At 55.4% G+C, this 25,598-nt stretch carries 28 protein-coding genes and 1 pseudogene; 15 read left to right on the top strand and 14 right to left on the bottom strand.

Annotated elements, in window-relative coordinates:
* Nucleotides 1-3: 3 nt before the first annotated feature.
* The 5 genes and pseudogenes from MUN86_RS26615 (at nt 4) to MUN86_RS26595 (ending at nt 3,376) form a co-directional block, all read left to right on the top strand.
* A pseudogene (locus MUN86_RS26615) lies at nt 4-1,498 on the top strand (helix-hairpin-helix domain-containing protein).
* 39 nt (nt 1,499-1,537) lie between these two features.
* Entirely contained in the window at nt 1,538-1,861 is a 324-nt protein-coding gene (locus MUN86_RS26610; RefSeq protein WP_245126827.1) for a hypothetical protein, read from the top strand.
* The gene (locus tag MUN86_RS26605) at nt 1,861-2,613 is read left to right on the top strand and encodes a hypothetical protein (protein ID WP_245126826.1); all 753 of its coding nucleotides are present in this window, start codon (nt 1,861-1,863) and stop codon (nt 2,611-2,613) included. Before MUN86_RS26610 ends, MUN86_RS26605 begins: the two co-directional genes overlap by 1 nt.
* Nucleotides 2,614-2,624: 11 nt before the next feature.
* Nucleotides 2,625-2,801, top strand: coding sequence for a hypothetical protein (locus tag MUN86_RS26600; protein ID WP_245126825.1), 177 nt, complete (start codon nt 2,625-2,627; stop codon nt 2,799-2,801).
* A gap of 77 nt (nt 2,802-2,878) precedes the next feature.
* Nucleotides 2,879-3,376: a hypothetical protein gene (locus MUN86_RS26595; protein WP_245126824.1), complete on the top strand. Its 498-nt coding sequence runs from the start codon at nt 2,879-2,881 to the stop codon at nt 3,374-3,376.
* Between the two features lie 143 nt (nt 3,377-3,519).
* Here MUN86_RS26595 and MUN86_RS26590 read toward each other — a convergent pair whose 3' ends face one another.
* Both MUN86_RS26590 and MUN86_RS26585 read right to left on the bottom strand, forming a co-directional pair.
* On the bottom strand, nt 3,520-3,675 hold the full coding sequence (locus MUN86_RS26590) for a hypothetical protein (protein ID WP_245126823.1): 156 nt from the start codon (nt 3,673-3,675) through the stop codon (nt 3,520-3,522).
* A 148-nt stretch (nt 3,676-3,823) separates the two neighbouring features.
* A complete protein-coding gene (locus MUN86_RS26585; protein WP_245126822.1) occupies nt 3,824-4,657 on the bottom strand; it encodes a CPBP family glutamic-type intramembrane protease in 834 nt (277 codons plus the stop codon).
* Nucleotides 4,658-6,401: 1,744 nt separating this feature from the next.
* On the opposite strand from MUN86_RS26585, the gene MUN86_RS26580 reads away from it, so the two are divergent.
* A complete protein-coding gene (locus tag MUN86_RS26580; protein WP_245126821.1) occupies nt 6,402-6,830 on the top strand; it encodes an alpha/beta hydrolase in 429 nt (142 codons plus the stop codon).
* Entirely contained in the window at nt 6,761-7,285 is a 525-nt protein-coding gene (locus tag MUN86_RS26575; protein WP_245126820.1) for an alpha/beta hydrolase, read from the top strand. Before MUN86_RS26580 ends, MUN86_RS26575 begins: the two co-directional genes overlap by 70 nt.
* A gap of 99 nt (nt 7,286-7,384) precedes the next feature.
* Here the strand turns inward: MUN86_RS26575 and MUN86_RS26570 are convergent, their stop codons facing one another.
* The gene (locus MUN86_RS26570; protein ID WP_245126819.1) at nt 7,385-7,609 is read right to left on the bottom strand and encodes a tautomerase family protein; all 225 of its coding nucleotides are present in this window, start codon (nt 7,607-7,609) and stop codon (nt 7,385-7,387) included.
* Nucleotides 7,610-7,642: 33 nt separating this feature from the next.
* On the opposite strand from MUN86_RS26570, the gene MUN86_RS26565 reads away from it, so the two are divergent.
* A complete protein-coding gene (locus MUN86_RS26565; protein ID WP_245126818.1) occupies nt 7,643-7,813 on the top strand; it encodes a hypothetical protein in 171 nt (56 codons plus the stop codon).
* A gap of 139 nt (nt 7,814-7,952) precedes the next feature.
* Here MUN86_RS26565 and MUN86_RS26560 read toward each other — a convergent pair whose 3' ends face one another.
* From MUN86_RS26560 to MUN86_RS26545, 4 genes are all read right to left on the bottom strand, one after another.
* Nucleotides 7,953-8,822, bottom strand: coding sequence for an SDR family NAD(P)-dependent oxidoreductase (locus MUN86_RS26560; protein WP_245126817.1), 870 nt, complete (start codon nt 8,820-8,822; stop codon nt 7,953-7,955).
* Between the two features lie 108 nt (nt 8,823-8,930).
* Nucleotides 8,931-9,833: a helix-turn-helix domain-containing protein gene (locus MUN86_RS26555; protein ID WP_245126816.1), complete on the bottom strand. Its 903-nt coding sequence runs from the start codon at nt 9,831-9,833 to the stop codon at nt 8,931-8,933.
* Between the two features lie 357 nt (nt 9,834-10,190).
* Nucleotides 10,191-10,721, bottom strand: a complete 531-nt coding sequence (locus tag MUN86_RS26550; RefSeq protein WP_245126815.1) for a zinc-binding dehydrogenase — start codon at nt 10,719-10,721, stop codon at nt 10,191-10,193.
* Nucleotides 10,722-10,808: 87 nt separating this feature from the next.
* Nucleotides 10,809-11,039, bottom strand: a complete 231-nt coding sequence (locus tag MUN86_RS26545) for a hypothetical protein (protein ID WP_245126814.1) — start codon at nt 11,037-11,039, stop codon at nt 10,809-10,811.
* A gap of 1,066 nt (nt 11,040-12,105) precedes the next feature.
* On the opposite strand from MUN86_RS26545, the gene MUN86_RS26540 reads away from it, so the two are divergent.
* Nucleotides 12,106-13,029, top strand: a complete 924-nt coding sequence (locus MUN86_RS26540) for a replication initiation protein (protein ID WP_245126813.1) — start codon at nt 12,106-12,108, stop codon at nt 13,027-13,029.
* A 138-nt stretch (nt 13,030-13,167) separates the two neighbouring features.
* Here MUN86_RS26540 and MUN86_RS26535 read toward each other — a convergent pair whose 3' ends face one another.
* Both MUN86_RS26535 and MUN86_RS26530 read right to left on the bottom strand, forming a co-directional pair.
* A complete protein-coding gene (locus tag MUN86_RS26535) occupies nt 13,168-13,479 on the bottom strand; it encodes a Fic family protein (RefSeq protein WP_245126812.1) in 312 nt (103 codons plus the stop codon).
* Nucleotides 13,480-13,483: 4 nt separating this feature from the next.
* Nucleotides 13,484-14,350 (bottom strand): Fic family protein, encoded by an 867-nt coding sequence (locus MUN86_RS26530; RefSeq protein WP_245126811.1) that lies wholly within the window; start codon nt 14,348-14,350, stop codon nt 13,484-13,486.
* A 308-nt stretch (nt 14,351-14,658) separates the two neighbouring features.
* On the opposite strand from MUN86_RS26530, the gene MUN86_RS26525 reads away from it, so the two are divergent.
* Together MUN86_RS26525 and MUN86_RS31425 are read left to right on the top strand one after the other, a co-directional pair.
* The gene (locus MUN86_RS26525; protein ID WP_245126810.1) at nt 14,659-14,832 is read left to right on the top strand and encodes a hypothetical protein; all 174 of its coding nucleotides are present in this window, start codon (nt 14,659-14,661) and stop codon (nt 14,830-14,832) included.
* Between the two features lie 633 nt (nt 14,833-15,465).
* Nucleotides 15,466-15,588 carry a hypothetical protein gene (locus MUN86_RS31425; protein ID WP_280640665.1) on the top strand — a complete coding sequence of 41 codons (123 nt, stop codon included), beginning with the start codon at nt 15,466-15,468 and terminating at the stop codon, nt 15,586-15,588.
* A 16-nt stretch (nt 15,589-15,604) separates the two neighbouring features.
* Here MUN86_RS31425 and MUN86_RS26520 read toward each other — a convergent pair whose 3' ends face one another.
* The 3 genes from MUN86_RS26520 to MUN86_RS26510 are packed head-to-tail and all read right to left on the bottom strand — an operon-like array spanning nt 15,605 to nt 17,723.
* Nucleotides 15,605-16,300: a hypothetical protein gene (locus MUN86_RS26520; RefSeq protein WP_245126809.1), complete on the bottom strand. Its 696-nt coding sequence runs from the start codon at nt 16,298-16,300 to the stop codon at nt 15,605-15,607.
* Nucleotides 16,297-17,577 carry a hypothetical protein gene (locus MUN86_RS26515; RefSeq protein WP_245126808.1) on the bottom strand — a complete coding sequence of 427 codons (1,281 nt, stop codon included), beginning with the start codon at nt 17,575-17,577 and terminating at the stop codon, nt 16,297-16,299. Before MUN86_RS26515 ends, MUN86_RS26520 begins: the two co-directional genes overlap by 4 nt.
* Nucleotides 17,578-17,585: 8 nt before the next feature.
* A complete protein-coding gene (locus tag MUN86_RS26510; RefSeq protein WP_245126807.1) occupies nt 17,586-17,723 on the bottom strand; it encodes a hypothetical protein in 138 nt (45 codons plus the stop codon).
* Between the two features lie 362 nt (nt 17,724-18,085).
* Between MUN86_RS26510 and MUN86_RS26505 the strand changes: the two genes are divergently transcribed.
* On the top strand, nt 18,086-18,355 hold the full coding sequence (locus MUN86_RS26505) for a hypothetical protein (RefSeq protein ID WP_245126806.1): 270 nt from the start codon (nt 18,086-18,088) through the stop codon (nt 18,353-18,355).
* A gap of 401 nt (nt 18,356-18,756) precedes the next feature.
* On the opposite strand, the gene MUN86_RS26500 is transcribed toward MUN86_RS26505, so the two are convergent.
* Both MUN86_RS26500 and MUN86_RS26495 read right to left on the bottom strand, forming a co-directional pair.
* Nucleotides 18,757-19,029, bottom strand: coding sequence for a hypothetical protein (locus MUN86_RS26500; RefSeq protein WP_245126805.1), 273 nt, complete (start codon nt 19,027-19,029; stop codon nt 18,757-18,759).
* 192 nt (nt 19,030-19,221) lie between these two features.
* Nucleotides 19,222-19,803, bottom strand: coding sequence for a hypothetical protein (locus tag MUN86_RS26495; protein WP_245126804.1), 582 nt, complete (start codon nt 19,801-19,803; stop codon nt 19,222-19,224).
* Between the two features lie 1,013 nt (nt 19,804-20,816).
* On the opposite strand from MUN86_RS26495, the gene MUN86_RS26490 reads away from it, so the two are divergent.
* From MUN86_RS26490 to MUN86_RS26480, 3 genes are all read left to right on the top strand, one after another.
* Nucleotides 20,817-21,521, top strand: a complete 705-nt coding sequence (locus MUN86_RS26490; RefSeq protein WP_245126803.1) for an N-acetylmuramidase family protein — start codon at nt 20,817-20,819, stop codon at nt 21,519-21,521.
* A gap of 230 nt (nt 21,522-21,751) precedes the next feature.
* Nucleotides 21,752-24,100 (top strand): hypothetical protein, encoded by a 2,349-nt coding sequence (locus MUN86_RS26485; protein ID WP_245126802.1) that lies wholly within the window; start codon nt 21,752-21,754, stop codon nt 24,098-24,100.
* 104 nt (nt 24,101-24,204) lie between these two features.
* On the top strand, nt 24,205-25,383 hold the full coding sequence (locus tag MUN86_RS26480) for a hypothetical protein (protein WP_245126801.1): 1,179 nt from the start codon (nt 24,205-24,207) through the stop codon (nt 25,381-25,383).
* Nucleotides 25,384-25,598 lie beyond the last annotated feature (215 nt).

Below are 25,598 nucleotides of genomic sequence, written 5' to 3'. Positions count from 1 at the left end.
TCGGTGCCGTCCATCATCACGCCCGGTAAAACCTACCCGTACGTGGATAATGGCGAGCCCATGCGCGGCGGCATGAAAGACGTTTATTTCGGGCCCGATAAATCCTACGTAATTGCTTTTTACCGCGACAAGCAGGATTACAATTCCCGGGAACGGCTGAAGAAACTGGTGACGCAGTATTACGATAGCTTCTTCAATCGGGAAGGCGGCGAATACTACAAAGAGCTGTACTGCTGGCCGACCGACATGGTGGAAACCGCCGACGGGAAAGTGGGCTTGGTGGTGCCGACCTATAACAAGAACTTCTTTTTCAAGCAAGGCTACGCTACCAGCGAAGGCATCAAAGGAAAAGAGAAACAAGGCTTGTGGTTTGCCTCGGCCAAGTTCCGGAATCCTCAGTTCGCCTTGCGTTTGGATGACAGTGAGTTAGGCAACTGGCTTAGCTATTTCCAGATCTGTGTGAAAATTGCCCGGGGAGTGAAACGCCTGCACGCCGCCGGTCTCGCCCATTCCGATTTATCCTATAAAAACGTCTTAATTGATCCGGTCAGTAAATCCGCCACCATCATTGACATCGACGGGCTGGTCGTACCGGGTTTATACCCCCCGATGTTATTGGCACCGCCGATTTTATTGCGCCGGAGGTACTGGCCACCAAACACCTGGAACTGCGCGACCCTACCCGCAAGCACGCCAACCGCACCACCGACCTGCATGCCCTGCCGGTCATGATTTACTTGTACCTGCTCTACCGGCACCCGCTGAAAGGAGGCAAGGTCAACTCCCTGGATACGGAACAAGACGATCTGCTGTCGATGGGGAGAAGGCCTTGTTCATTGAGCACCCGACCGACCACTCTAACCGGCCTAAAATGGATCAGGTGTCGAAGTGGACGCTGCCTTGGGCGGATGTAACGAAGTTACCCTACACCATTACCGGCCCCTACCTGAAGGCGTTATTCGATCAAGCTTTTGTAACCGGCCTGCACGACCCCAACCAGCGGCCTAATGCCGACCAATGGGAACAGGCCCTACTCAAGACCACCGATCTAATGCAGCCCTGCAGCAATCCGAAATGCCAGCAGAAGTGGTTTGTGTTTGATAATACCACCTCGCCCAAGTGTCCGTTTTGCGGCACGCCGGTACACGGCACGCTGCCCGTGCTGGACCTGTACTTTGAGTTCAAGCCCACCGTCTGGCGCCCCGAGAATCACCGCCTCATGGTCTACCACAACCAGTACCTGTTCCAGTGGCACGTCAACCGGCACGTGGTAAGAAATGAAAAACTGACGGACGAGCAAAAGACCCCGGTGGGGTATTTTACCTTCCACCATAATAAGTGGGTATTGGTAAACCAGAAGCTCACCTCGTTGAAAGACCTCACCGAAGACAAAGAGATACCCGTGAATACCATGGTAGACCTCACCGACGGCAAGAAACTCTTGCTGTCCAAGGAAGAAGGCGGCCGGGTGGTGGTGATTACCATGGCCAATAAGTAGCGCCGCTACGGTCGCCAGCAACAAGAAAGAACCGAGAAGTTGAGAGGGAAAATAACCTTACAACGCACTAACATTTACCAAGATGAAAATCAAGCCACTAGGGATTATTGTCGTTCTGTTGATCATTGGGGTGCTGGGCTATTTCGCCCTCAAGCCTCGTTTGACCGGGGCAATGCCGACACCGCTACCTCCTCTACCACCTCGCCCAGCCTGCCCGGTAACAACCGAACCACGGACAATACCACGGAGGTACCGGCTGCTTCAACTCCCTCCACTACTACCTCTGCGGCCGGCACTACCGAGGAAACCCGGGCATTCAGCTACACGCCCGAAAAACCGGAGAATGGCACGCTACGGGGGTAGTGGAAGTAGGAGCCACGGGCTTTAATTCCTTCGTCATCAACATGGACCGTCAGAAACGCTGGGAGATTGTCTCTAAAGATTTTGGCGAATCCCTGGCTTACGAAGGCCTAGCTACTACCGATGATATCAGAGCCGGGCTCAAGAAATACCTGGCGGCCATGTTCGACAAAGGCGTGGCGAACAGAAATATGCACTTCGTGATTTCCTCGGGCGCTCAGAAAGCCCCCAAAACCGCCGTCATCAGCAATGAGCTGAAAAAGATGGGGTACGTGGTGAACAATGTAACCGCCGAGCAGGAAGGCAAATTCGGCTTCAGTGCCACCGTTCCCCCCACCTTCGCCGATAATTCTTTCCTGGTAGACATTGGCTCCGGTAATACCAAAATCTCCTGGCAGGAGAATGGCCGCCTGCAATCCATCGAGTTGCCCGGCGCCAAGTACTACGAAAAAGGAACCGCCGATGAGCAAGTATACAACCAAGTGAAAACGTTGGCCGCTAAAGTGCCGCAGAACAAGCGGAATGTAGGCTTCATTCTGGGTGGGGTGCCCTTCACCCTGGCCAAGCAGCACCGTCAAGGAGAAGAACGATATACCGTACTGAAGGCGCCCGGGGCGTACCAGGCCGCGGACAAGAAAATGGCCTCGGGCTTGAACATCTACAAAGGCTTGGCCGAGGCGACCGGTACCGACACCTTTGTGTTTGACTGGGATGCCAACTTTACCATCGGGTTCCTGCTAAGCCTCAACCAATAAGCTCTCTTGCCATGAGTTTCTTAAAGCAGTTGTTGACGCCGTTTGTGGAGTTTGAAGACGATGCCAAGCCAGGACCGGCAAAACCGAATCCACCGGCAACTGCGCCGGTTGCGACGCCGCAGCCGGCTACGCCTTCCTTCCTGCCCCCGCCACTACCTGCTGTCCCGAGAATGCCCAGCATCCGTTAATTAATGGCCCCGCCACCCCCATCACTATTCCAGACCATGTTCCCACCTATTCGGTCGGAGGCACCATCACGGAACCTTTGCCCGAACACCAGCAGTACTTTGAACGGTTGATTGATGAAGCGAATGCCCGCAACCCCTTGTTCCAGGGAACTGATTTCAAAGAGTTTGTGGACAGCAAAATCGACATAGACGACATTCAGGACGAAGCCCTCAAGTACCAGACCGCTTACAACGCGTTAAAAAGCACCGGCCTCACCAAAGAAAAGCTTGTCTCCACCGGCCAGGAATACTTGAACCTGATTGGGCGGGATTTAAATGCCTTTCAAAGCGCCCACGCGCAGCAGTACCAGAAGGAAGTGCGGCCCAAGGAGGAATTGCTCCAAAACAAAGCGCAGGAACTGCAAACCCTTACCCAACGCTTAATCACCCTAAAAGCCGAAATCAACCAGGTATCCCAGGAAATCGCTCTTACGAAAGACAAAATGAACACCACTAAAAACTCCTTTTTACTGGCGGGCGAAAACAAGCAAAAGGAAATTCAAACCGAACTACAGAAAATAACGCGCCATTTTTAAAAGTGCAATTATCAATCACTTAACAAAGAGGAACCAGCAAAACTGTATACCAGCAAAGGCCAGGACGTCCTATAAGGCGACCGTACTCTACATTTTTCTGCTTTGGCCCAATATGCTCCAACGACCTGTTATGCGCTTTCCGCTTACGAACCGTTGCATGAGAGACGACCAGGCACCTTGACGAAGCGCGAGAAGCCATTGTGGGAGAGAGTAACCCGACCATCGTCCCCTACTTGCCGGGCAAGGTGGCCTATTTCGAAGGTCACGCTGTTGGCGACCGGTACCGGTGCGTATAACAAGATTAAGGCCGGCCTGACCTTAAACGCTTTTTAAACCACTTGTCGAGCAGAGCGGCAACGCTCTGTTGGTTTACCTGGACCCCTCGCGTTCAGAGAGCTTCCTGCCCATTTGGCATTTTACAAAGGCCCCTTAAAGCGGTCGACTCGCTTACCCGGCAGCATGGCCGAGGGAAAGACAGCCGTTCACCAGGCAGTGGACGAACGCGGCGACCCAGGCCGAGCCCGTGCGCTCGCGTACCCACAAGAAAAAGGTGCCCATCCCCAACTGGAACAGCACCGTGGGCAGCGGGAAATGAGTGGGCGACCACCAGGCCCGCACGTAGCGCCAGAAGTCCGCCCCGCAGCCCAGCTCAAAGAGACGTTCGGGTAGCCTAGACCGTGGCCTAGAGTGAAGAGCAGCACCCCACCACCCCGCCCCAACTCGTGCGCGTGCCGAGTAGAGGCAATGTGCGGGGCAAGCCGGGGCGAGCAGCCCTAGCAACGCGCCGCGGTAAAACAACTCTTCATCCAAACCGGGTAAGGTCAGGTAGTAGAGGTGCTGGATGGCGGTTAAGGGCAGAAAGGCGAAGCGCGAGGCGTAGGCTTCGACTAGTACGCCGGCGGCCACGACCAGCACAGCTGGGGCGATGGCCCGTACCGACCCGGGAGCTGGCCGAACCAGGCCGGTTGCCGCGGGCGTAATTCGCCGCCACAGGTACACCCACCCCAACGAGCAGAGCACCCCGGCTCCCTTCCCTAGCCCGTTCAAGGGCACGGGCCAGGCCATCTCGCGCAGCCACGTGACGGGCACCAAGCCGAGCCAGTACACCCACACCGTCCAGGGAGGCACCAGCCACAAGGTATACAGGTGCACGACACACGCTACCGCCGCCCAGCCCAGCAGGCGAGGCGCCGCGCGCCAGGGGCCTAGGCACAGACCAATGCAGAAACCCGCCCACAACAGGCCCCAAAAGAAGATCGTAGCCCCCTCGGTAAGCGACATAGAACGATAATAGATAGCGTAAGCGCCCTGACAACGAGAAAGGGCTGCCTACCGGTATAGTGCTTCCTTCAGGGCGGGTCACTCGTTACCAACTGACCGGATAAGTGCGGGCTGGACAGCTGTCGAACAGTCAGTTGAAAAACGCAACGACGAGCTTATTGCTCCCACGTAGTGACCGGGAGGCTGTAGGGCCGCTTTCAGCAGATTCAGCAAAGCCGATACAAAGTTGGAATTCCTAAGCGTAAGGCGCTTGTAGTGAGTGTTATCCTGCTTCGAAAGCAGCTCTTGGCAAGTCTGTTAGCAGTTCTATTTGGCAGCGGTACTGTTGCAGGCACCAGTACCTTCGGTTGCTCTTAGGCTGCTCGTTCCGACGGCCGACTTCCCGGGCCTTGTCAGTGCTTCCTTTTGCTATCCCTTCTCTATCGCGTATGCTTCCCCCGTTCACTTGATTCGCCGCTGTATCGCCGCCCAGAGTCATCTACTCCCTAAGCGGAAGAGCCCGTTCCTCGTTCACCTACTCGTCGGCGTTTGCTCGGTGCTGGTTTCCGGCTGTGAGTTCGAGGATGACTCCCTGACAGTGGTCGAAGGCACGGTGCGCAATCCGTATCTCGGGCAACCCGTCCCGGCCGTCTCGATTGCCGTCTACCGCGTTCTGAGTACGTGGAGCGGCCCTTTTATTGATTCCTTAACGGCGACCCAGACCGATGCGGCCGGGCACTACCGGCTGTCGTTTGACGCGCCCTCCTCTGCCGCTTACGAAGTGGTCCTGTCGAACCCACTCCCCTCTATGACATCGAGCGGGGATCGGACATTCATCCGGAGGCGGCGCGGGGCACGACCACGCAGATCGACTTTGCCGTTACCCCTCCCAAAACGGTCTGGCTCGATGTCAACACCAGCAAGCACGGTAAAACCGACATCAGCTTTGGGTATCAGGCCCTGGACAAGGGCGGCTGGTTTGGGGGATCTATCTTTTCGGATTCGAGCCGAGCCACTCAAACCATCCGCTTTCGGCGACCCGTCCAACTCCTCCCGAATCGGACCTATCGCTTCACCCAACTTACCACTAACCGCTACCGGGTGCCCGGCAAGTATTACGATGAGTTCAAAGATGACTCGTACACGAGCCTCGAGCGAAGGGTGGGCTATAATGACACAACCGTTGTTAAGTTTCGATAGGATCGCAACTCGGCGGCAGGGGTAATTAGGAGGCAAGAAGTCTCGGTGCTCGCGGCGAACCCGGAGCGCGAACTTCGTTCGGCGCGAAAAACCAGCCAACCACTATTCCCTCGAGCATGGCGACGGGCCACCTACCCTGAGCTGGTCAGTGGTTCCAAAACGCACCTGTTCGGGAGATCATCAGCCTTTACCTTGGGAGAGGCATCACTGCTTCGGGGAACCAAGATATCAGCTACCTCACAGAGGACCTTTTGTAAGGTGCCTTAGGAGCCGAAAAACCGAAGACGTGCAACGGCTTGGCATTGAGCAAGGCGGTCTGCACGGAGAGAGGGGGACAGGAAGCTCCCTGCGCTTTGGACTAGCAACCGGCTCGAGCCTAGCACGCAGGATAGTAAAAAGAAATTCTGGGTTTGCTTCACGCAGTAGGAGCGAAGGCGCCGAGGAGCGTAAAGCAGGCTGCCATTGGCCTGCTTTACGCTCCTATCTTGCGTACCAGGGAGAGCGCGCCGCGGCAAGCAGTAGCGGTAATTGGTAGGTTGTCCACCCTTGATAAGCAGCTAAACCCATGAAACAGTTTCTTCTTTTCCTTTCCGCTGTTTTTATCTTCTTGCCCGGTGCGGCGCAGCCCGGCAATCAACTAGTCCTTGGCCAAACAGACAGTATCCAGTCCACTCTCTTGAGGGAAAAGAGAAAATTTTATGTGCATGTGCCCACTGCTGCTTCTGGCAAGGAGGCGGCCAAAAAACGATACCCGGTGGTGTATCTGTTGGATGCCGATGCTCAGTTTGCTTCGACGACCAGTATGCTGCAATACCTGAGCACCAATTACAATACGGTTTGTCCGGAAATGATTGTGGTCGGCCTGCTTCATCCGGACCGAAGAAAAGATTTAACCCCCACGCATGTCACCACAGACCCACCTTTTTGGGCGCCTGGTACCAGCAAAACGAGCGGGGAGGCGAACCCTTCATTTCGTTTATTGAAAAGGAATTGATGCCCTACATTGACCGGCACTATCCAACCCAACCCGACAAACTGCTGATTGGCCACTCATTAGGAGGGCTGACCGTGATGCAAATCTTCGTGCACCATACCCATCTATTTAACTCCTATATCTGCATTGATCCCAGTATGTGGTGGGACAAGCAAACCCTGTTAACAGAAACAAAACGGGCGCTGGAAACCAGGCGTTTTCACGGTACCTCCCTCTACTTAGGCATAGCCAACACGGCAGAGAAGGGTATGGATCTAAACAGCGTACGAACGGATACAACCGAGGACACCAAGCATATGCGGAGTGTATTACAATTGCAGCGCTATTTTGAAAACAACAAGCACAATGGGTTGAAGTACCAGGGCAAATATTACAAAGACGAGAGCCATATGTCGGTGCCCTTTATTGCCGAATATGAGGCCCTGCATTTTCTATTTGGTGATGGGCGAAAGTAGCAGCGTCGTCTAGGGCTTCGGGTGAAGACCCACCCTGCTTGCCCCGCCGCGTTCTTACCGAAATTGCCGCCTTGGCGCTAGCTCCAGCTACTAGCGCAGCTAAATAGCCGCCGCCCCGGCCGGTGGATTCTGTAAATCAGGCAGGGTGATGGTCGCCCCAAAAACGCCCCAGTCCGATGCGGGCACGTCCCGGAAAAGGATATATACGGGCACGAGGTCGCCCGGCGTGATACCCGCCTGCCTTCGAATGGCCTCCGTAAACGCTTGAATCAGCACCTGTTTCGAGGCGGCATCGAGCCCGCCTTGCAGGGCGTTGATTTCCATACCAATCACGTTGGCGCCCGCGGATTTGCCCCCGTGCTATACCGTGGCGGCGGGGTAGCCGTGAAAGTAAATCCAGACGGTGCTGCGCACGAAAGGCGTGTCCGGCAAGCGTTCAAGGGCCAGGGTCAAGCTGGTCAACTCTTCGGCCAGGGCATCTTTGGCCGCCGCCGAGAACGTTGCTACGGGGCAGTTGCCCTAGATTAACGGCCTGGCAGTCTAGAATAAGGAAAGAAGAAGTCCCGGGTCCAGCGCGTGCTCTGCGCCGGACCCGGGCCCGGGTTTATCCTCCCTCTAGAGTGGCTGCGGCACCCAGGACCCGTCCAGGGGAGCTTTCTGGGAACAATTACGCGTGGCTCGGCTCGGCAGCGGTTGCGAGCGAGAGGTCCTTCCAGTGCGCCATATCGTCCTGCAGGTGCTTGATTTTAACGTCGGCCATGCCGTAGGCGTCTGCGCCGAGCAGCAGGTGCACGGGCGGGTTGGGCGCGGCCGCCAGCCGAATCAGGGCCGCGGCCCCTTTAGCCGGGTCTCCGAGTTGCGAATGGGCTTGGCGTATCTGTTCGTGGTAGGCCTCGTTGTCCCGCACGAGTTGGTAGTCCGGTAGTTTGTCGGCGGCCAGCTGCAGCGAGCCCGACTGCAGGAAGTTGGTGCGGAAGTAGCCGGGCGCTACCACCGTTACGTTCACGCCGAACGGGGCTACTTCGGCAGCCAGGGCTTCGGATAAGCCTTCCACCGCAAATTTGGTGGCGCAGTACACCCCCCAGCCGGGGAAGCTGCCCAGAATACCGGCAATCGACGAAAAGTTGATAAGGTGCCCGCGCTGCTGCTGCCGCAAGTAGGGCATGGCCTGCCGGATGACGTTCAGCGTGCCGAACACGTTCACCTCAAAGTTGGCGCGCGCCTCGGCGTCGCTCACTTCCTCTAAGCTGCCGAGTTGGCCGTAGCCGGCGTTATTGACCACCACGTCGAGGCGGCCGAACTGCTGCACCGTAGCCGCGAGGGCCGCGCCCACGCTGGCTTCGGCATTTAGCTCCACGGCCAGCGGCAGGAAGTGCGCGGTTGCCGTGCCTACTGCCTGGCGCAGCTCCGGGACCTGGCGGGAAGTGGCCGCTACCTGGTGGCCTTGCGCGAGTAGTTGTTTCACCAATTCGAGGCCGAAGCCTTTGGAGGCGCCGGTAATAAACCAGACTTGCGAATTTTTCGGTTGGTTGTCCATGCTAGGGGTGGTAGTTTGCGCGTTAGCTGAATTGCTCGTTAACGACGACAAAGGTCGGGTACCCACCCAGGTAGGTGCGTATTAGATTCAAGCCAATACTTATGAAATTCAAACCCGCCGAAAAGCCGAGGGAATTAGGCCGGTGTGCTTCTTGAAGAAATAGTTGAAGTTGGCCGGCTCGTCGAAGCCCAGGCTGTAGCCGACTTCGGCAATGTTCCAGTCCGTATGCCGGAGCAAAGCCTTGGCTTCGCTGGCCACGCGCTCGGCGATATGGTCGGTGGTCGTTTTGCCGGTGGTAGCGCGCACGCAGCGGTTAAGGTGGTTGACGTGCACGGCCAGGTGCTGGGCAAAGTCGCGGGCCGAGCGTAAGGCAAACCGGCGCGTCGGCGATTCGATGGGAAATTGCCGTTCGAGCAGTTCCAGAAACACGGCGGCCAGCCGCGACTTGGCGTCGGGGTGCTGGTAGCGCGCCTCGGCGGGCCGCAGCTTGAGGGCGAAGTGAATCAATTCCGACGCGTAGCTGCGCAGCAGCTCGTACTTGAGGGGATAGTCGGAGTCAAGTTCGGCCAGCATTTTCTCGTAGAGCGCACTGACTGCTTCGTCCTGCGCGCTTGTCAGCGGATAGGCGGGGGTGCTGCCGGGCTGAAACAGCGGCAGCTCGGTCAGGGTCGGGTTGCCCCAGCCGTGAAAGAACTCCTGGCGAAAGATGCAGAAAAACCCGGTGGTGTCGCTGGAGAGGGGCTGCCAGGTATAGGGCACCTGGGGGTTGAAAAACAGCAGCGTTGGCCCCGCTATGGCCAAACTTCGGTCGGCGTAGTGATACGCGTTGCGGCCCCGGATAAGCGTGATTTTAAAGAAATCGCGGCGGCTGTACTGGACCGGTTGCGCACTGGGGGCCAGCACGTCCTCGAGCCGGAATACGTTCACCTGCCCCCGCTCCAGGGGCCGGGCCGCGGGTAGCTCCTGGAAATGGTGCTGATAGAATTCGGCGAGGCTTTCCGGCTTGGGCATGCGGCAAAGTTACCGGATTCAAGCCACTCATTACGGTTGCCTCTAGTTCGTTGCGCGTTCATCGCAAGAAAGCTGACCAAACATCAAATCAGCTGAAACGGGTCATCATCTTATTTTAGGACAAGACCCAGTCCGGTAATTGGAGCATTTTATTGGACGACCCAGCCTGATTGGGTCGTCTAAATCTACCAAGCCCCTAGCCCGAGGACCTTATCCTGAGATAGAGTAAGAGCAATTAATACTGCCACCCTCTGTTAGGGCCCGCTAGCTTACGAGCCGTGGCTCGAACCTAGGCAGCTACTGGTTGATGAGGTGCCCGTTCAGGCCGCACCTGTCGATCTACCCCCCGCGGTCCGTCTACTGAGTAGGGAGCAAAACAGTGGTCTGGAAGGCCCGACCGCTTCGAGCGGCCTGCGCGACCGCCTCGTTGGCTTGCGCGAGCGGAAAGGTCGTTACCGTCCAGTTATCTAATTGTAATAACCCCGCCCGGACCAGGGCCACCAGCCGAGCGGGCGCGTCCCGCGGATACATGTACTGCCCACGAATGGTAATGCTATGGCGCATCAGGTGCGCATAGTTCAGCTCCAGCCCGACGCGCAGTCCCCCCATCAAGACGACCGTGCCGTGGGGGCGCCCGGTCTGGGCGGCGGCGCGGACCGGGGCCGCATCGGGCAAGGGCGGTAAGATATCGAGCACCTTATCAATGGGGCCCGGGGCCGCCTGCCGCATGCGGTGCTGATCCGTTTCCTGCTCGCCGCTGAGCACGACGGTACGCACCCGCGGACCAAAGCGGCGGGTCAAGTCCGCCAGGCCCGCTTCGTTACGACCGGGGGCCACCACGCAGCCGGCTCCCATGGCGAGCGCGACGGCGACGGCCGCGCTCGCCATGGGAGCCGGCTGCCCCGCTGATCAGCACCGTTTCGCCGGCCTGTACGTCGGCGGCGAGCAGGCCCCCGTAGGGGACCAGACACAATCCTAGACTGCACCAGTGGGCGGCTTGCTCGAACTGAGTAGCTGCTCGGCAAAAGGGCCGTGGCGAAAGTGCGCTTGGAGCCGCTGCGCCCCGGCGCTGGGCGCAATCAGTCCCTGGAGCATAATGTCGGGGGCGGTGGGCTCGTCGCGGGCGCGCACGGTCGGGCGCGCCCGCGGCAGCAACAGCGGGTACTGGCGGGCGCCGCTGTTTGCCCAGTCTGTTCGCCTACCCACGAGGGCTACATCTCGCTCGCGCAGCTACCGTTCCCGCGTACTTGAGCGTGAGGTAGTCGTTACCCGCTGGTTCCCGTTCGTGTTCCTTCTATAGAGCAATGTTTTAGGGCGGGGTGGCAAGCCTAAAACGAGGATTTGCCACCCCGCCCTAAGCAGGCTTTGATACTCGATTAATATTTTACCAACGCCTGTTTCACCCCTGTCCAGACTGTTTTCCCCGATCAATACGATAGTAGTCGGTCAAGAGCGACAAGAATTAAGAGAAGCGCTTCATCGGGGGAATCATGCCGCAACTCTCACTTTTTATAAGTTGATGCGGGTGCAACCTTAGTTACGCCCCAAGTTAAACGGGAGGCATAACTGGTATTATGCTGTCGGGCGTTAACTGAAAGGCCTAAAATGGGAGTTAAGAAGCTAGAAAGGGTAAGTGCTGGCGCGTAGCACGGGGTATAACTTATCAAACGTGCTGGTTTAACGCTAGCCTTGCTGCACGGACTTATAAAAAGTGGTAGTTGGATAACGAAGCTTTAAAAGCCACGCGCTAGCCAGAACTGTTACAGCCGTTATCACCAGCAAAATGGCTTATAAAACGTGGTAAATAAAAAATGAGCACCGTAGTGGCCCCAATACCTAGGATCACTTATAAAACGTGAGATTAAATTTGAATAAACAAAGTTATTATTGTAATAGTGCAATCCACTACTTCGAACGTTTTTTGCCTCCCCGTCATTGTTGTTATTTTGTTTGGGGGTGGGACTCTGTTTCCTATCACCAATGGTCACTTTTTAAATGCTACAACAACCTTTGTGAATTATTTGTCAGTATTTGTCTATTTGTAGGGCTCATAACGCATTGACATTCAGCAGCATATAATGGCATAAAACCACGTTTCATAAGCGAAAAACCACTTTTTATACCTTTTATTACCACGTTTTATACGTGAACTCGCACGTTTTATACGCCCGACGACCACGTTTTATACGTTAAAAACCACGTTGAATTACCACTGTGGTTTTTTATTTTATTTCTTATACTTGCAGTACCGTTGCGTCCTTACACTCAGCTTATGAAGCTTGAAGAAATTGCGGTGGAGCTCGTGGAGCCCACTCCCGTCGTCCGCCAGCATAACGCCATCACCCAAGCCCGGTACGATTACACGGCCTGCCAGCTGGATATCTTTTTCTACCTGCTTTCCCGCTTGCGGCGGGATGATACGCCCGATCACGAGTATACCATCTACGTCAAGGATGTGGAAGCGCTGACGGGGCGGCAATGGAACTACCAGCAGCTGCGCGAAGCCACCGCTGATATGGGTTCCCGCATGTTTGAAGTGGAAAGCGAGCGCACCTATCAGCAGCTGTGGATGTTCCAGCGGGTGGAGTACATCAAAGGCAAAGGCTGTTTGCAGATTCAGTTGGCGGCGCCCATCCGGCCTTACTTGTTTAACCTCAAAGAGAACTTCACTTCTTACCAGCTGCACTCGGCCCTTAAGCTGAGCAGCAAGTACGCCAAGCGCATCTACCAGCTCGTGAGTCAGTGGAAAGATAAAACGGCAACGCGCACGTATCCTCTGGATGATTTCAAGCAGATGCTCCACCTCAAGGATCCCAAGGGCAAGGAGCCGGAGCTTTTCCAGAACATCAGTCAACTCAAAGCCCGGGTGCTCGACATCGCGGTGCGTCAAGTTAGTGAGCACACCGACCTGAAAATCGACTACGAGCTGCTCAAGAAAGGGCGGGCCTACGATGCGGTGCGCTTTACCATCGCCCGCCAGCATCCCCAGCAGCTGCCGATTCCCTTTGAACAGCCGGCCGAAGATGCCCGCGCCTTCACGGCCCGGCAGCACCTGGAAGGGCTAGGTATAACGCAACCCCAATTGGTGGCCACCATCCTCGGTGATTCCAAGCACCTCGACCAACTTTTCAAGTTTACTTATCAGCTGAAAACCGGCAAAGTCAAGGCCGATAAGAACCCCGGGGCCTATTCCTAAAAATGGTGGGGCTGCGCTAAGTTACCTCACTTCCGAGCAGTCCTAAAGCCCTATTCCCGGGGCTTTAAAGCGCGGTTGCTAACGCAACTTTGCCAGCTTGAATTTCAATTGGTTAACGGCCAACTCGACCCGGCTCTCTTAGTCCACATTTAGCATGTCGATCTCTTTGCCGGCGGTATACAGGCCGGGAAAAAGCGCGGGTGCCAGACCAATGGGATACGCCGCCCGGTAGGGGCCAAGTGCGGTTGTTTCAGTTGCCAGCAAGCCCGCTTGCACGAGTTGCGTGGCTAATATCTTGGCGGTCTTGTCCGACAGCCCCGTTAGCCGCTCTACCTCGCGGCGGGCAATACTGCCCTTTAAAAACACTGCCTCCAGCACATAGTAGGTTTCCGACCGCCACTTGCGCTTAAGACGCATGAGCTGCACCAGCCCCTGTAAACGACTGAGCATCCCGTCAATCGCGAGCCCGCGGGTCATATAGGGCCACTTCCAGAAAGTACCGACAGAAGTCAGCCAGCTGGCGCTCCGACAAATTCCCGCGCCCATCATCGTAATCATTTTCCCGCTGGGCAGCGGCAGCGGCCAAGGCCCGCTTATAAGCGGTTTCTGCGCGGGTGAGTCCGCGCGACATCGACCACAGCCCCTCGGCGGCCAGTCCTGCCGTTCGAAAGGCCGCATCACTGAACAGGCGCGCCACCCGCCCGTTGCCGTCCAGGAACGGGTGCACCCACGCCAGTCGGTGGTGGGCAGCGGCAATCTGTACGATCCGCGCCAGCCGGTCATGCTCGTAGTGGGGCTGATAACTATCCTCTAGTCGTCGGATAAACGTAGGCAACGCCGCGGCTGCGGGCGCGATGTGCTGCTCGACCTGGACTTCTCTCGTGCGGATCGTGCCGGGCAGAACGGGTAGTCGGTTGCCCTCGACCGTAGTCGTCCATTGAAACTCGTCGGGCAGATACTCATAAAGCGAGTGGTGCAGGGACCGCCAGAAGGTTTCGGAGTAAGGATTGTTCTCCGCTTTCTCTAGCAGTTCTGGGAGGCGAGCGTGTACGGCGATATGAGCTTTCGCTTCCAGTTGCAACGACCGGTTGCGGGTATCGGGAGAATAGTTGCCTTGTAGGGCGCGGGCAATGTCAAGGGGATGCGTGTGGTGTCCCTCGATCAGGTTGGAGTAGTAACTAGTGGCCGGGCGCAGAAAGGTGGCAATAGCGGCCGCCGTGCGCGGATGCAGGCTACCCGAAAGGCGAGCGGCGGCCTCGACAAGGCGCAAGGCTAACTCCCGCAGGTCGGCGGGTAAAGGGCTGAGTTTGAGCGGCGCCATAGCCGAAGCCTCTCGATAGCAAGCAACTGGACTTTTCACGCTCCAATTATGACTTTAAATTCCGATACGCATTACGATCAATAATCGTTTGATTATCAGTACTGTACTGCCTAATATATCATGTAATTTCCGACACCTGCTTCAGACTCAACAACTCTTGATTGCATTCCCTAGCATAATGATTCTATCGTACTTGGTTGGAGAAGAGCATTCAAAAGCCTGTCTTAAAACTCGCTATCATGGTCACTGCCGAGCTGGTACGTGGCGACTTCCGCCGCCTCATCATCACCAACTACCGGTAAGACTAGTTGCGGGCGCTGCGTCGGCTGAGCCGTCAGCGCTACCCAGGACTGTACCTACGGCTGCTAGCTCGGGCCCAGGCCTTCCCGGCGGCGCTGCAACCAGGTTCTTATCCCTGCCTAAAACAGCAACTAGCCAAAGTACAAGCCTTGGAAGAGGTTAACTCCGAGCTGGTGCGCTAGCAGATAAACCAGTCCAGTAAATCAAGGCTAGCGCAGCCATTACGGGTTGCGTTTCCTGGGCAAAGCACTCACCCAACAACCCCGGTTCCACGCCGGTAGAGCTTTTCGGCAGCTACCCTGTGCTACTACGAAAAACCACTTTTTATAAGCGAGCAATAAAGAGGACATCAGGAACAGTAATAACACAGTATTACCTGGTAACACAATGTTATACATATAACAGTACAATTTATAGCTTAGTCGAATTTAAGATGAGTGTTGGTTGGTGCCACTAAACTGGATTATGCTTTTGTGCTTTAGAATACCTTTCTTCGGTCGAGGCATTCATAGCCGAGGGACTGAGAACTCGCAAGAGCAACCCAGCAGGTCAAGGAAATAAACCCGGTGCTGCTCGCAGCTAGGTTCACCTAATTAAACGAGGATTGAACCTCTTACAACTGTTCTTTGGAATTTTGCCTGCCTGAAACGGGCTAAGCAATCCATGCTTAAGTAAAGGCCACGGATCTTCCATGCGGGTACGCAGGGCCTGCAGCGGAGCTAGAGCAGCTGAGAGTCCAACAAAGTAAGAGGGAGGAAGGCATTATTCCCCTTCGGTAAGGGGGAGAAATCCGCTAGCTGACAGGGGAACCGCATGTGACTCGTCTGGGTATGGTTGAACTGGCCGGTGGTAACTTTGCCGCGGGCCATTATACCCGGCCCCCTGGCGCATGTGCGGGTACCGCCGTAGCCATTGCCGGCGAAGAACTCGCGGGTTAGGACCTGCTCATCACCTTTACGACTCACCTTCTGGCCAACCTTCCTTGCTGGGCTCCTCCTCTTGCAGCGTCCAGCGGCCCTGCTGCTTGCGCACCAGCGCCACCTGGCCTAAAATGTATTGATTGTGATCGAGATCATAGAAAAAGAAGCCGGTGTCGCGGGCCGCGTTCAAGCAAACCCGGGACAAGTGCATCCCCAGTTGCAGGCCCCAACTGCCCACCGGCTCCGGGTACTGGTGGAAGGGCTCGTAGCGCCAGTAGAGGGTATAGCGCCCGACTGCCGGCGCCGGCGCCGGCGCGAAGTCACGCCCCGGCAGATAGGTCATAACGGGCGCTTGCAGGAGCTCCCGCAAGGCCTGCGTGCGCGCCGGTAGCGTCGGGGCTTCCAGCAGAAATTCGTAATCCACCCGGCACTCGGCTATGGAGCGCAACGTGGGTGCCAAGTTCAACACCCCGGGCGGCGTGAACTCCTCGGGGTGCGCGGCCAAGTACGCCTCGTAGTAGGCATATCTCTCTGCCTGCGTCAGATCCGTCGGCACCGGAACCAGCGGCGTGCCGTCCTCCCGGTGAAAGGCACTGAAGTGTCCCAGGTATTCCTGCCACAACAAATCGGCGAGCACCTGTCGGTACACCTCGTCTTCTTCGGCCCAGTAAGCGGGAGTATTCGCTTCCCAACGCACGTTTTCTGCCGGCCGGTTTACAAGCATCTTCATCTCCCCCAGGCACTGCAGTGCCTGCGGCCCGTAGCCGTAGGTGCGCAGAGTTTGCTCGAGCGACGACGTCCAGCGAACTTCCTGGACCAAATAAGTGTGTTCGGCACTCTTGGGCAGCGGGCCTTGCATGGCCTCTGCCCAACCGGGCAGCTCCGCCTTCGGGGGCGGATTCGCTCGAGCTGGCCCAGGAGCGTTTGCTGCGCCTCTCGCAGGTGGGCCACCAGGTAGGTCAGCAGGTAATGCTGGTTTTCTTGCTCTTCTTCGGTTGCAAGCGGTTGCTGCTGACTTAGGGCGTAGCACAGCCGCAGGCCTTGGCGCAGCCGCCCCAGTACATGGGTAGAAGCGCTCCAAAGTTGGTTGTTCACCCGCCCTTGGGTGTACCAGGCGGCGGCCACCTCGCAAAAGGCCGTTGCCGCCAAGCGCACCGTGCCGGCGTAGCCACTGAAGCTCCACACCGTTGCCTTGTCCAACGCCTGCTCGGGCGAGAGCGTACTCCAGCTACAGCGGTGTTCCTGCGCCTGCACGCGGGCCAGCCAGGCTTCGGCTTGGTCAGGCTCGGCTGGGCTTGGGAGCTGCTGCAAAACGAGCTGCCCCATCTGCGCCAAGCGCAGGGAGGCGGCCGGATTGCCTTGCGCGTCCGCCCGCCACGTTAATTCGTCCAGGCCATCGAGGATGCTGGCCACCCACGTGCCGCGCAGCGCCGGCGGGGCCGCCGGCCCCGCCGGGAGTTTATCCAGCACGGAGCGCAGGAGCCGGAAGAACAATCGGCTAGCGTGAATTTCCGCGAGCCGCCCGGGGGCCGCGTAAGCATTCGCGAGCAGGTTCAGCAGCAAACTCAAGGGCCAAGGCTGAGCAGTTAAACGCTCGCGTACCCGTTGTTGGGCCCGCCCACTGCCCAGTAGCTTCGGAATCACGCCCGCCCAGGTTGGCTCGTGCAGATCGCCGCGGGCCAAGGCTCCGAGCAACTGCGTCAGGGGCCGGGCGGGTTCGCAGGCCGCTAAGTGCGTTAACCAAGCGGTAAGGTTCAGCTGTGCCCCGAACACAATCACGCAGGCCAGCATCAGCTGCTCGTCGGTCGGGGGCTCGGCAGGGACGGTGGGGACAGCAAATACGAGTTGCGGCTCCTGGGTGTCCACTCCCAGCGAAACTCCATAGAGCTGCAGCACGCGGCTGAAATCGTACACGGCCGGGCGGGGGCGGGTAACCAGCGGCAACGGCGCGGGCAGCAACTGCGCCAGCAACTGGTCGGTGAAGCCCGGGTACTGGGGATCCAGCAACTGGTACGCTAGGCGGCCGTAACCGCCCAGCAGCACCTGTAGGCGCTCCCCTGCAGTTCAGCAAATTGCTGGGCCGCCTGCTCCGGGGCAAAGCATTGCGGCGCCACGTACCGGGCGTGCCGGGCAGGGTTATTTCCCACTGGCATAAGGTCAAGGTTACGACCACTTCCGACAAAAAGCCGGGAAGGAAAAGCTCGTGCTCGGCATTGCGGCGCGCCAGCAACTCGCCCACCTGATACAGGATGTCGTAGGGGGAGGCAATGTCCAGCTCCCCTAGCCGCACCGGCGAGGATACCAAGGTCATGGCAGGAATAGGTATGGGTCTTCAACAAGATACGCGTTCGCTGCATGCTCGCCAAGCGATGTTGCCGATCAGTTGCCGGGGTAGCGGGGCAGCTGACGGGGGTGGCGCCCTCAGGCCAGCTTTACGCCGATCGGTTGATTTGGCCAACCCCAACCCCCACTAGGCGCCAACGGTGACCGGGATTTATCTGCTCCTCCCTCCAGCATGAAAACAAGCTCGGCCTACGTGGCTTCGCCGTCGATGTGCATCCCCCCGTCACGCCTGGGTGCCAGCCCTGCTCCTGGGGCGGGCGTAGGGCGTACCGACGATTTACAAGGCTGCGGAGAGAAACACCTGAAACCAGTAATAAGCATGGCGGCTACTACAGCTTCCGACCGCCGGCCGGCACGCGGTCGGATGACGCCTCGCTCACTGTTTGCCTGGCCGACCAGGACAATCGGCGGTCTGCCGGCAGGATGGCTACCGAATACCTGAGCCGTTTCGGTTGCAGCACCTTAGTACCGATAACACTCAATTGTCGGTACTAAGGTGTGAAAAGCGGTCACAACCCGTAAAGCCTTGTATCATTACTTGAACGCACGCTCAAGTAATGATACACGCCTTACAGCTGCCAACAGGTTTGTTGTTGATCAAGGAAAGTCTCCACCGCCACTACTCGCTCCAGCACACTTACCGTGTGCCTCTAGTTCCTTGTTCAATTGGAGCTACTCGGGCACAGCTAGTCTTCTGGCCCTATAGCTGGAACAGTTAGTGCAGGCCTTTTTGCTATGGCAGTTGCCAGCGCCCACCCTGCTGCCCCACTGGCCTCTCGGACGTGGTTAACAGTTTTCCTTGCTGTAGCAGCGGTTAGGCGCATCGTGTTCAACAAGGAATCACTAGCGGATTTTAGTAGGGGTTACTCCTTTGTAGGGTGTAGCCTTTTCTATATCCCTTGTATTCTGCAGCCTCGGTTTATATTTATCGGGGCTAGTGATCTGTAAGGTATTATACGTTTTGAATTCAGTTTGCAGGCTCGCTGCCGATGCTTGAATAGTGCTACTATTTTCGGCGATGTATTCTCTCTCCTTCTCTGATAGACTCAGTAAATAGGACTGCTTTTCTGCGTCCGGCTTTAACGTGTAAAGCATTCCAGCTAAAACTGTTTCCAAGGGCACAGGCAAAGAAACTCCCTTTACCTTCCCCTTGGGAGGGCTCCACGTAACTTGACCGCTGCCAGTACACTGTACCGTTGTTCCATTCGGACATTTACAGGGCAGGGGCCTTGCGCATATCCGGTGCTCTGCGACATAAGAGCAAGTGCGAAAACAACGAAGCTAGCTTTCATTTTCCACATGAGTATCTCATTTTATTTGGGTGGTGTCGGTCTTACCACTCGTAGCTTCCATCATATTGATTGGCACGCTGATAACCGGATCATCTACCTCGGCCTCAATGGTATGCACGATCGTCGTTACAATAATACCGCCGCCTATAAAGGCTAAAAAGACACCGGGTGAACTCGCGGTAAATTTGATTCTGGCACGCTCTAAGCCCTCTGCCTCAAACCCAATCGGGCTGTCGCGTACCCCTTTGACCACCACCACCGCGCCCAGAATGGCGAGCAAGGTGCCCACCAAGAAGCCGATGAATTTGATTAAGGAATTGGTGTGCTCGAAGCGGGCCCCATGTTCGTAGCGTTTATAAGCAATTTGTAACTGCGCTTTTATCAGGTTTTCTCTCAGTTTATCTCCTGGCATCGGTTCAATAACTAATTTATCCATCATGACTTTGTCATGGGAAGACATGAAATCAACCCCGTGCGATTCATTGATACTCGTAAAATAGAACGCAATAAATCCGACCAGCAAAAAGCAAAACAGGTACAGGATCACATCCTCGTAGGTGAAGTCCTTGGTAAAGAACCGTTTTGCGCTATCCTGCATGAGAAAGCTCTGAAACTGATCACTTGTAAATACTTATCTCATCTCCACTACTCAGGCGTACGCCCTGCAGGAGGATTCTAAACACGCTATCCGCTTGATGAGCGTCACAACAACAGGCCTCGCAGTCTTTATTATATATTAATATACATATTATAATTTTATTCAGCAATGCGAAACGAACCAATCTTGTCACTTTATACTCTTCATAGTCACCTTAGGTAACCAGTACGAGGCCTCCCGCTTTAAGAACTTGCTGGCCCAATACGGGGCCTTGTTTATCCATGAGCCTGCGGGGCAACGGCAACGACAATGCGCACGCCGAATCGTTTTAAAGCCGGCAGAAAACGGAACTGCTCGGCGGCGGAAGCTTTCTGGACTAGAAGAAGCCCGACTGGATATCAGCCACTACATTACCTACGACAACGCCGAACACACATTCCGCCCTAGGCTATCTCACTCCCAACCATTTCGAATCTCAACGCCAAACCACGTCCCAACGCTGTCCGGCTTAGCTAGACCACCTCAACTCTGTCTGGCTTAACTGGACCACCTTAGTAGCATTATATGGGTCCCTAAGATATGATTTCAGTGCTAGCACTGATGCTGAGTTGATCGAAAGCAAATATTATTGAGTGAGCTTTTTCATTGAGCTATGATCAAGAATGATAATAGCTCAATGAAAAATATTTTTTCACTATTACCTAACTAAATGAAATAAATAACTCCCGTTCAATCCTATAAGGATAAGATTCTTAAAGTTGTATGCGCACAAGTAGAGAAAGGCACTCTTCCAGAAGTACCAGCAATCTCTTAACCATACCTGCGCTGACTGTTGGCATTTAAAATCGTGAACAAGTCGTTCGCGAGCTCACGACACCGGGTGCCACTAACTCCTTGTTGGTTTTGATTATTTAGTTAAGTCTTGGTGAACATAAACCAAGTAAGTTCCTTAAACAGAACAGTTATCAAGGTTTAAAAAGCATCTCTATATTAGTATAAACCTATCGAGCAAGATGAGTTTTGCAAGTCAGCTATTAGTCTGCAAAGGCTTGTACAGAGCTGGCATTCTTCTTTGTTTCTCACCCTTCGTTGTTATGACTAAAAAGCTAACGCCCCAGCAACTTGCGGCCGCCGCAGAGACGGCAGGCTTTGAGCCTAGAGCAGTTCGGGCCATCATCAAAGTGGAAACCGGGGGTAGTGGGTATGACCGGACCACTGGCTATCTGTTGATTCAGTTCGAGCCTAGTTGGTTTCGGCGTTTGCTGCCTAAAGACCTCAGGCAAAAAATCGCCTCAGCGTCTGCAACAGTAATGAAAAGGACGGCCACAGCCGAACAAATTACTTTAACGCAGGATTGGGCTATCACACAAGCCAATAAAGTTGAAGGACAAGTTAGGGAGCGGCAAGCCTTTGATGCAGCCTGTCGCATTGATCGGCATACTGCTTATTTAGCCACGAGTTGGGGATTGCCGCAAATGATGGGCTTCAACTATAAATCGTGTGGTTACAGTACGGTCGAGGAGATGATTGAAGGTTTTCGCCAATCAGAAGCCAAGCAGTTAGCGGCCATGTTGCTCTTTATCAAGTCGAAGCCTCCTATGGCAACGGCCCTCAAGAATAGGGACTGGGGCGTGTTGGCTTACCATTATAATGGCGCCGGTTACAAAGTCTTTAAATATGACAAAAAACTCGGCCTAGCATACGAAGCCCTAGCGTAGGTAACTGATTTTTATTGAGTTGGTAATCAATACAGTAACAGATTGACAGCTGCCCCTGAAAAATTGTTTCTCGCGGGTAAGAAGAAGGGGCAGGCTGGTGGTTTGCGCATGGTTATCGAGTTGAAGAGGAAAACCGGGCTTAGGGTTTCACAATCCACAGCTTAAGCTTATTCCTGATTGAACTAAGAGCAGTTTTGTGCATACGTTTTGCTTTTTTCCTTAAAACGCATATGGATACTGTATCAGAGTTAACGGCCCGGGCTACCACGTATTTAGTGCTCTTACAGGACGCCATTGCCGTGCTGCCGCCCACCGTTGTCCCCCCGGATTTAGAGTACGACAGCCCATACCCCAAGCTGGGCGCTATTGACATAGTCTTAGTAGGAAATGCAGTCAGTGAATCCGAAGAGATAAGTGAACTGTGTTCAACTCTGCTCGCAATTCCCGTGCTACAGGCCAAGGCGCACGCCTTGGTTGAATCGGCCAATGGGTTGGCGGCCGCGCAAGCCCCGCTGTCAAACAAGGATAAAGACGGTTATTTCATCAACCACACCCTGAACCTGTTGGAATTTGTGCGAAGGCACGTTACCAATTCCTTATTGGAGGAAGCGTTTGTTTTTACCACCCCGGCCTTCACATCTTCCGTTGATGAATTACTGGCCTTGTTGTGGACTAAGCCCGCAAATGGCCTTGATTCCCCCCTGGCCAACGGAAAGCTGTTACTGCCTTCCTTACCCGAGCACCGTTGCTTACCCCCCGAATACTGGCGGCGAATTCTGCGCGCAATACTATACCAGCAGCCCAGCCATCGCAAAGAGTTGGCTACGGCGCTCGACTACATTCCCACCTTGGTGCATGCTTTGCGTCCCAGCAGCCTGGCTGGCAATGTTGCGGAACGCATTGCCGATCAGGCCATTCTCATCACTGGCACTGAAAACGCGCAAGATCAACTCTTACTCGACGATGAGGCCCTCGAGCGCGCGTTAACTAAGGCCAAGTGCGCGGTGCCGTTTGAAGTGGTCTTTAACCGGGAGCTAAACGAGATCTCAGATCGACGGGCAAGTTACGGGCTGCGCGCGCCAGAGGCCGTAGATCCGCAACAGCGGGCCGATAATTTAATGCTCTGCGCCCTGGCTTTCTCAGGCGGAGGAATCCGTACTGCCACCTACAATTTGGGAATTATGCAGGGGCTGGCGAGCACCAATCTCCTGCCAAGCATCGACTATCTTTCCACGGTGTCGGGCGGTAGTTACTTAGGCTCGTGGTTAACTGCCTGGATCAAACGCGAGGGCTGTTTTCAAAAGGTAATAGACCGCTTATGCCCCGCCAAATCCCCCGTGCCCAACGCCGAGGAGGTGCGCCCAATCCGCTGGTTGCGTATGTACAGCAATTACCTGACGCCTAACTCCAGCATCTTTTCCACCGACTCGTGGACTATGGGCATGACGTGGTTGCGGAACACATTGCTGAATCAGTTGATCATCGTGTTGGCTTTGGGCGCCACGGTAGCGTTGGGGGCAGTGCTGCTGCACAGTTGGTTGCTGCTGCACTGGAATGAGACGCCCCAAGCTGAGCTTAACCCGGGGCGAGTAATCCTGGTCAGCCTGGGCCTGCTCTTTCCGGCGGCGATCCTGGCGAGTCTGGGTATGCGGATGTATCGTGCGACCCCGTTACAGCAACCAAGTAAGTGGGTTGTTCGAATAGTTGGGGGATTGCTGCTCTGGGCTATGCTGAACGCGTACCTGGTTAGTAATTTTCTTTTTCACTGGACTTATCCAGGATTCACCACCGGTTTGCTGGCGCTGCTACCCGCGGCCCTAGTAGCGAGTGCAGCCTTACTGCTGGTCGCCGCGATTGGGCGCTACGACCGCTGCTTCTATCGGATTCGTGAGGACGCGGAATTTTCTTCGTTTCACTACGTCAAGGCTTGGATCGCCATTGCGTTTTCCAGCGTAGTCGCAGCATTTTTCGGGGAAGTAATTCTGGTGGTAGTATGGAAAGTGCTTAATAGTTTACAACCTCTGTCGGTTAAATCTGCTTCGGGGGCGGCCGCGTGGCTACGAGAGCACTTATCGGCGCGCGTCTTGAATTACTTGCCTTTTACGATTGGCTTGCCCCTGGTCTTGGAAATGATCGTGTTAACCGTAGTGGTGCGCATGGCCTTGTTGGGTCGCAACTTTCCGGACGAGCGGCGCGAATGGTGGGGAAGAATGGGCGCCGTGGTTCATTTAGCTTTAGTGGTTTGGATTCTGGCGACGAGCAGCACTTTGCTGGCCCGGGAGGCGGCGAGCTTGCTGGCGGGAAATCTAAGTGCGCAGTTAACCGTTGCCGGAGGCTGGCTGGCGGTGGTAGGTAAGGCAGTGCAGCTCGCTTTCAGCGCCCGCACTTCGGCCAAGACGGAGCAGCCCGGAGCCTCCACTTGGCTGGATAAAGCCCTCAGCTTTGCTCCTTACATTTTTGGCTTAGGCCTTTTGATGCTTACTTCCGGGCCATTCACTGGCTGCTGCATTATTTGCCGGGGGACATTTGGCAAGGGTTGTCCCGGTGGAGTCCCGACAGCGCGGTCGTGCAAGGCCTAACAACCTCGCCTAATCGTATAATCTTTCAAGCTTTATTGCTGAGCGTGGTACTTGCCGCGGCTTCAGTACTCTTGGGCTCCCGGGTGGGGGTCAACGAATTTTCATTGCATCATTTCTACCGCAACCGCTTGGTTCGAGCTTACTTAGGCGCCTCTCGGCCGCGGTTTGAACGGGAGCGAACCGCTAACCCCTTCACCAGCTTTGATCGTCGAGACGACTTAAAAATGTGCTCGCTTCGCCGTTCCGATCCTTTAGAAAAAAGCGAAGCGCCCCAGAAGCACCCGTATGATGGCCCTTATTTGATCATCAATGCCACGCTCAACGCCACTAAAGTAACGGATCTTGCGCAGCAGAACCGAAAAGCCGAGTCCTTCGTGTTTACGCCTTATTACTGCGGCTTTGACTTCGCTAAAATCCGGGCGGTAAATCCCGCTAAGCCTACTTTTGACTTCGGATACCGCCCGACGGAGCAGTACGCTTATCCTAAAGACGGCGGCCCCGGCGTTGGAACGGCCATGGCCATTTCCGGGGCGGCGGCAAGTCCTAATGAAGGCTACAATTCTTCGCCAGCGACTGCCTTTTTGCTTACCCTCTTCAATCTTCGCTTGGGCTGGTGGATTGGCAATCCCCGGATCAGTAAAACGTGGCAGGAAGCGGATCCCAACCTGGGGTTGCTTTATTTACTTAAAGACCTGTTCGGCCGCTCGAACACCAGCGACAAGTTTGTGAATTTGTCGGATGGGGGGCACTTCGATAACATGGGACTTTATGAGTTAGTCCGCCGCAGATGCCGTTATATTATTTTGGGTGACGGAGAAGAAGATCACCTCTTTACCTGCGAGGGCTTAGCTAATGCCATCCGCCGTTGCCGGGTTGACTTTGGGGCGGAAATAACCATTGATGTTACTCCCATCACCAATCGCGAAGCTGGTATTTCTCGCAGCCATTATGCAGTGGGAACCATCCTTTACCCGGAGGATCCGCCGGAAATGCCTTCGGGCTATCTCTTGTATTTGAAGACCTCGCTTACCGGTGATGAACCAACCGATGTAAGAGAATACGCCCAGTACAACACAGCCTTTCCTCATCAGTCCACGGGGGATCAGTTTTTCAACGAAGCGCAGTTCGAGAGCTATCGCCGCTTAGGGCTCCACGTGTTTGAAACGGTACTAAAGCGTACCAATTATTATCGTGATCCCCCTGCTAGCATGGAAGAGTTTTTCCACCGTCTGATCTCGAACCCCAAAGCCAAAGCCCTAAGTTCAGTTGCTATCGGCGGGTGAAATCGGGTTTAACGTTGAACAGATCACTGCTAGATCGGTCCTAGCGTTAAATTAATAATTTCATTGTTGCGATACGGGTCTTGAACCATAATTGCAGACTTGATATTGCTCATAATCCACGAATTGTAAGTAGGGTTGTGTAATTAAATAGTGCTTGGATACCAGGCTATTTCATGGCTTTCCGGGACCTAGGACCTTGCGAAAATTTTGAATTC

The sequence above is a fragment of the Hymenobacter volaticus genome, from assembly GCF_022921055.1.
Lineage (GTDB): Bacteria > Bacteroidota > Bacteroidia > Cytophagales > Hymenobacteraceae > Hymenobacter > Hymenobacter volaticus.
This window is presented reverse-complemented; position numbering and strand designations above follow the sequence as displayed.

Excerpts from the sequence above, each read along its gene's own strand:
- MUN86_RS26505 (WP_245126806.1), top strand. The coding sequence starts at position 18,086 with ATGAAAACAAGCTCGGCCTACGTGGCTTCGCCGTCGATGTGCATCCCC.
- MUN86_RS26585 (WP_245126822.1), bottom strand. The coding sequence starts at position 4,657 with ATGTCGCTTACCGAGGGGGCTACGATCTTCTTTTGGGGCCTGTTGTGG.
- MUN86_RS26485 (WP_245126802.1), top strand. The coding sequence starts at position 21,752 with ATGGATACTGTATCAGAGTTAACGGCCCGGGCTACCACGTATTTAGTG.
- MUN86_RS26490 (WP_245126803.1), top strand. The coding sequence starts at position 20,817 with ATGAGTTTTGCAAGTCAGCTATTAGTCTGCAAAGGCTTGTACAGAGCT.
- MUN86_RS26530 (WP_245126811.1), bottom strand. The coding sequence starts at position 14,350 with ATGGCGCCGCTCAAACTCAGCCCTTTACCCGCCGACCTGCGGGAGTTA.
- MUN86_RS26495 (WP_245126804.1), bottom strand. The coding sequence starts at position 19,803 with ATGCAGGATAGCGCAAAACGGTTCTTTACCAAGGACTTCACCTACGAG.
- MUN86_RS26560 (WP_245126817.1), bottom strand. The coding sequence starts at position 8,822 with ATGGACAACCAACCGAAAAATTCGCAAGTCTGGTTTATTACCGGCGCC.
- MUN86_RS26580 (WP_245126821.1), top strand. The coding sequence starts at position 6,402 with ATGAAACAGTTTCTTCTTTTCCTTTCCGCTGTTTTTATCTTCTTGCCC.
- MUN86_RS26510 (WP_245126807.1), bottom strand. The coding sequence starts at position 17,723 with ATGCCAGTGGGAAATAACCCTGCCCGGCACGCCCGGTACGTGGCGCCG.
- MUN86_RS26550 (WP_245126815.1), bottom strand. The coding sequence starts at position 10,721 with ATGGCGAGCGCGGCCGTCGCCGTCGCGCTCGCCATGGGAGCCGGCTGC.
- MUN86_RS26570 (WP_245126819.1), bottom strand. The coding sequence starts at position 7,609 with ATGGAAATCAACGCCCTGCAAGGCGGGCTCGATGCCGCCTCGAAACAG.
- MUN86_RS26520 (WP_245126809.1), bottom strand. The coding sequence starts at position 16,300 with ATGAAGATGCTTGTAAACCGGCCGGCAGAAAACGTGCGTTGGGAAGCG.
- MUN86_RS26535 (WP_245126812.1), bottom strand. The coding sequence starts at position 13,479 with ATGCTCAGTCGTTTACAGGGGCTGGTGCAGCTCATGCGTCTTAAGCGC.
- MUN86_RS26540 (WP_245126813.1), top strand. The coding sequence starts at position 12,106 with ATGAAGCTTGAAGAAATTGCGGTGGAGCTCGTGGAGCCCACTCCCGTC.
- MUN86_RS26555 (WP_245126816.1), bottom strand. The coding sequence starts at position 9,833 with ATGCCCAAGCCGGAAAGCCTCGCCGAATTCTATCAGCACCATTTCCAG.
- MUN86_RS26600 (WP_245126825.1), top strand. The coding sequence starts at position 2,625 with ATGAGTTTCTTAAAGCAGTTGTTGACGCCGTTTGTGGAGTTTGAAGAC.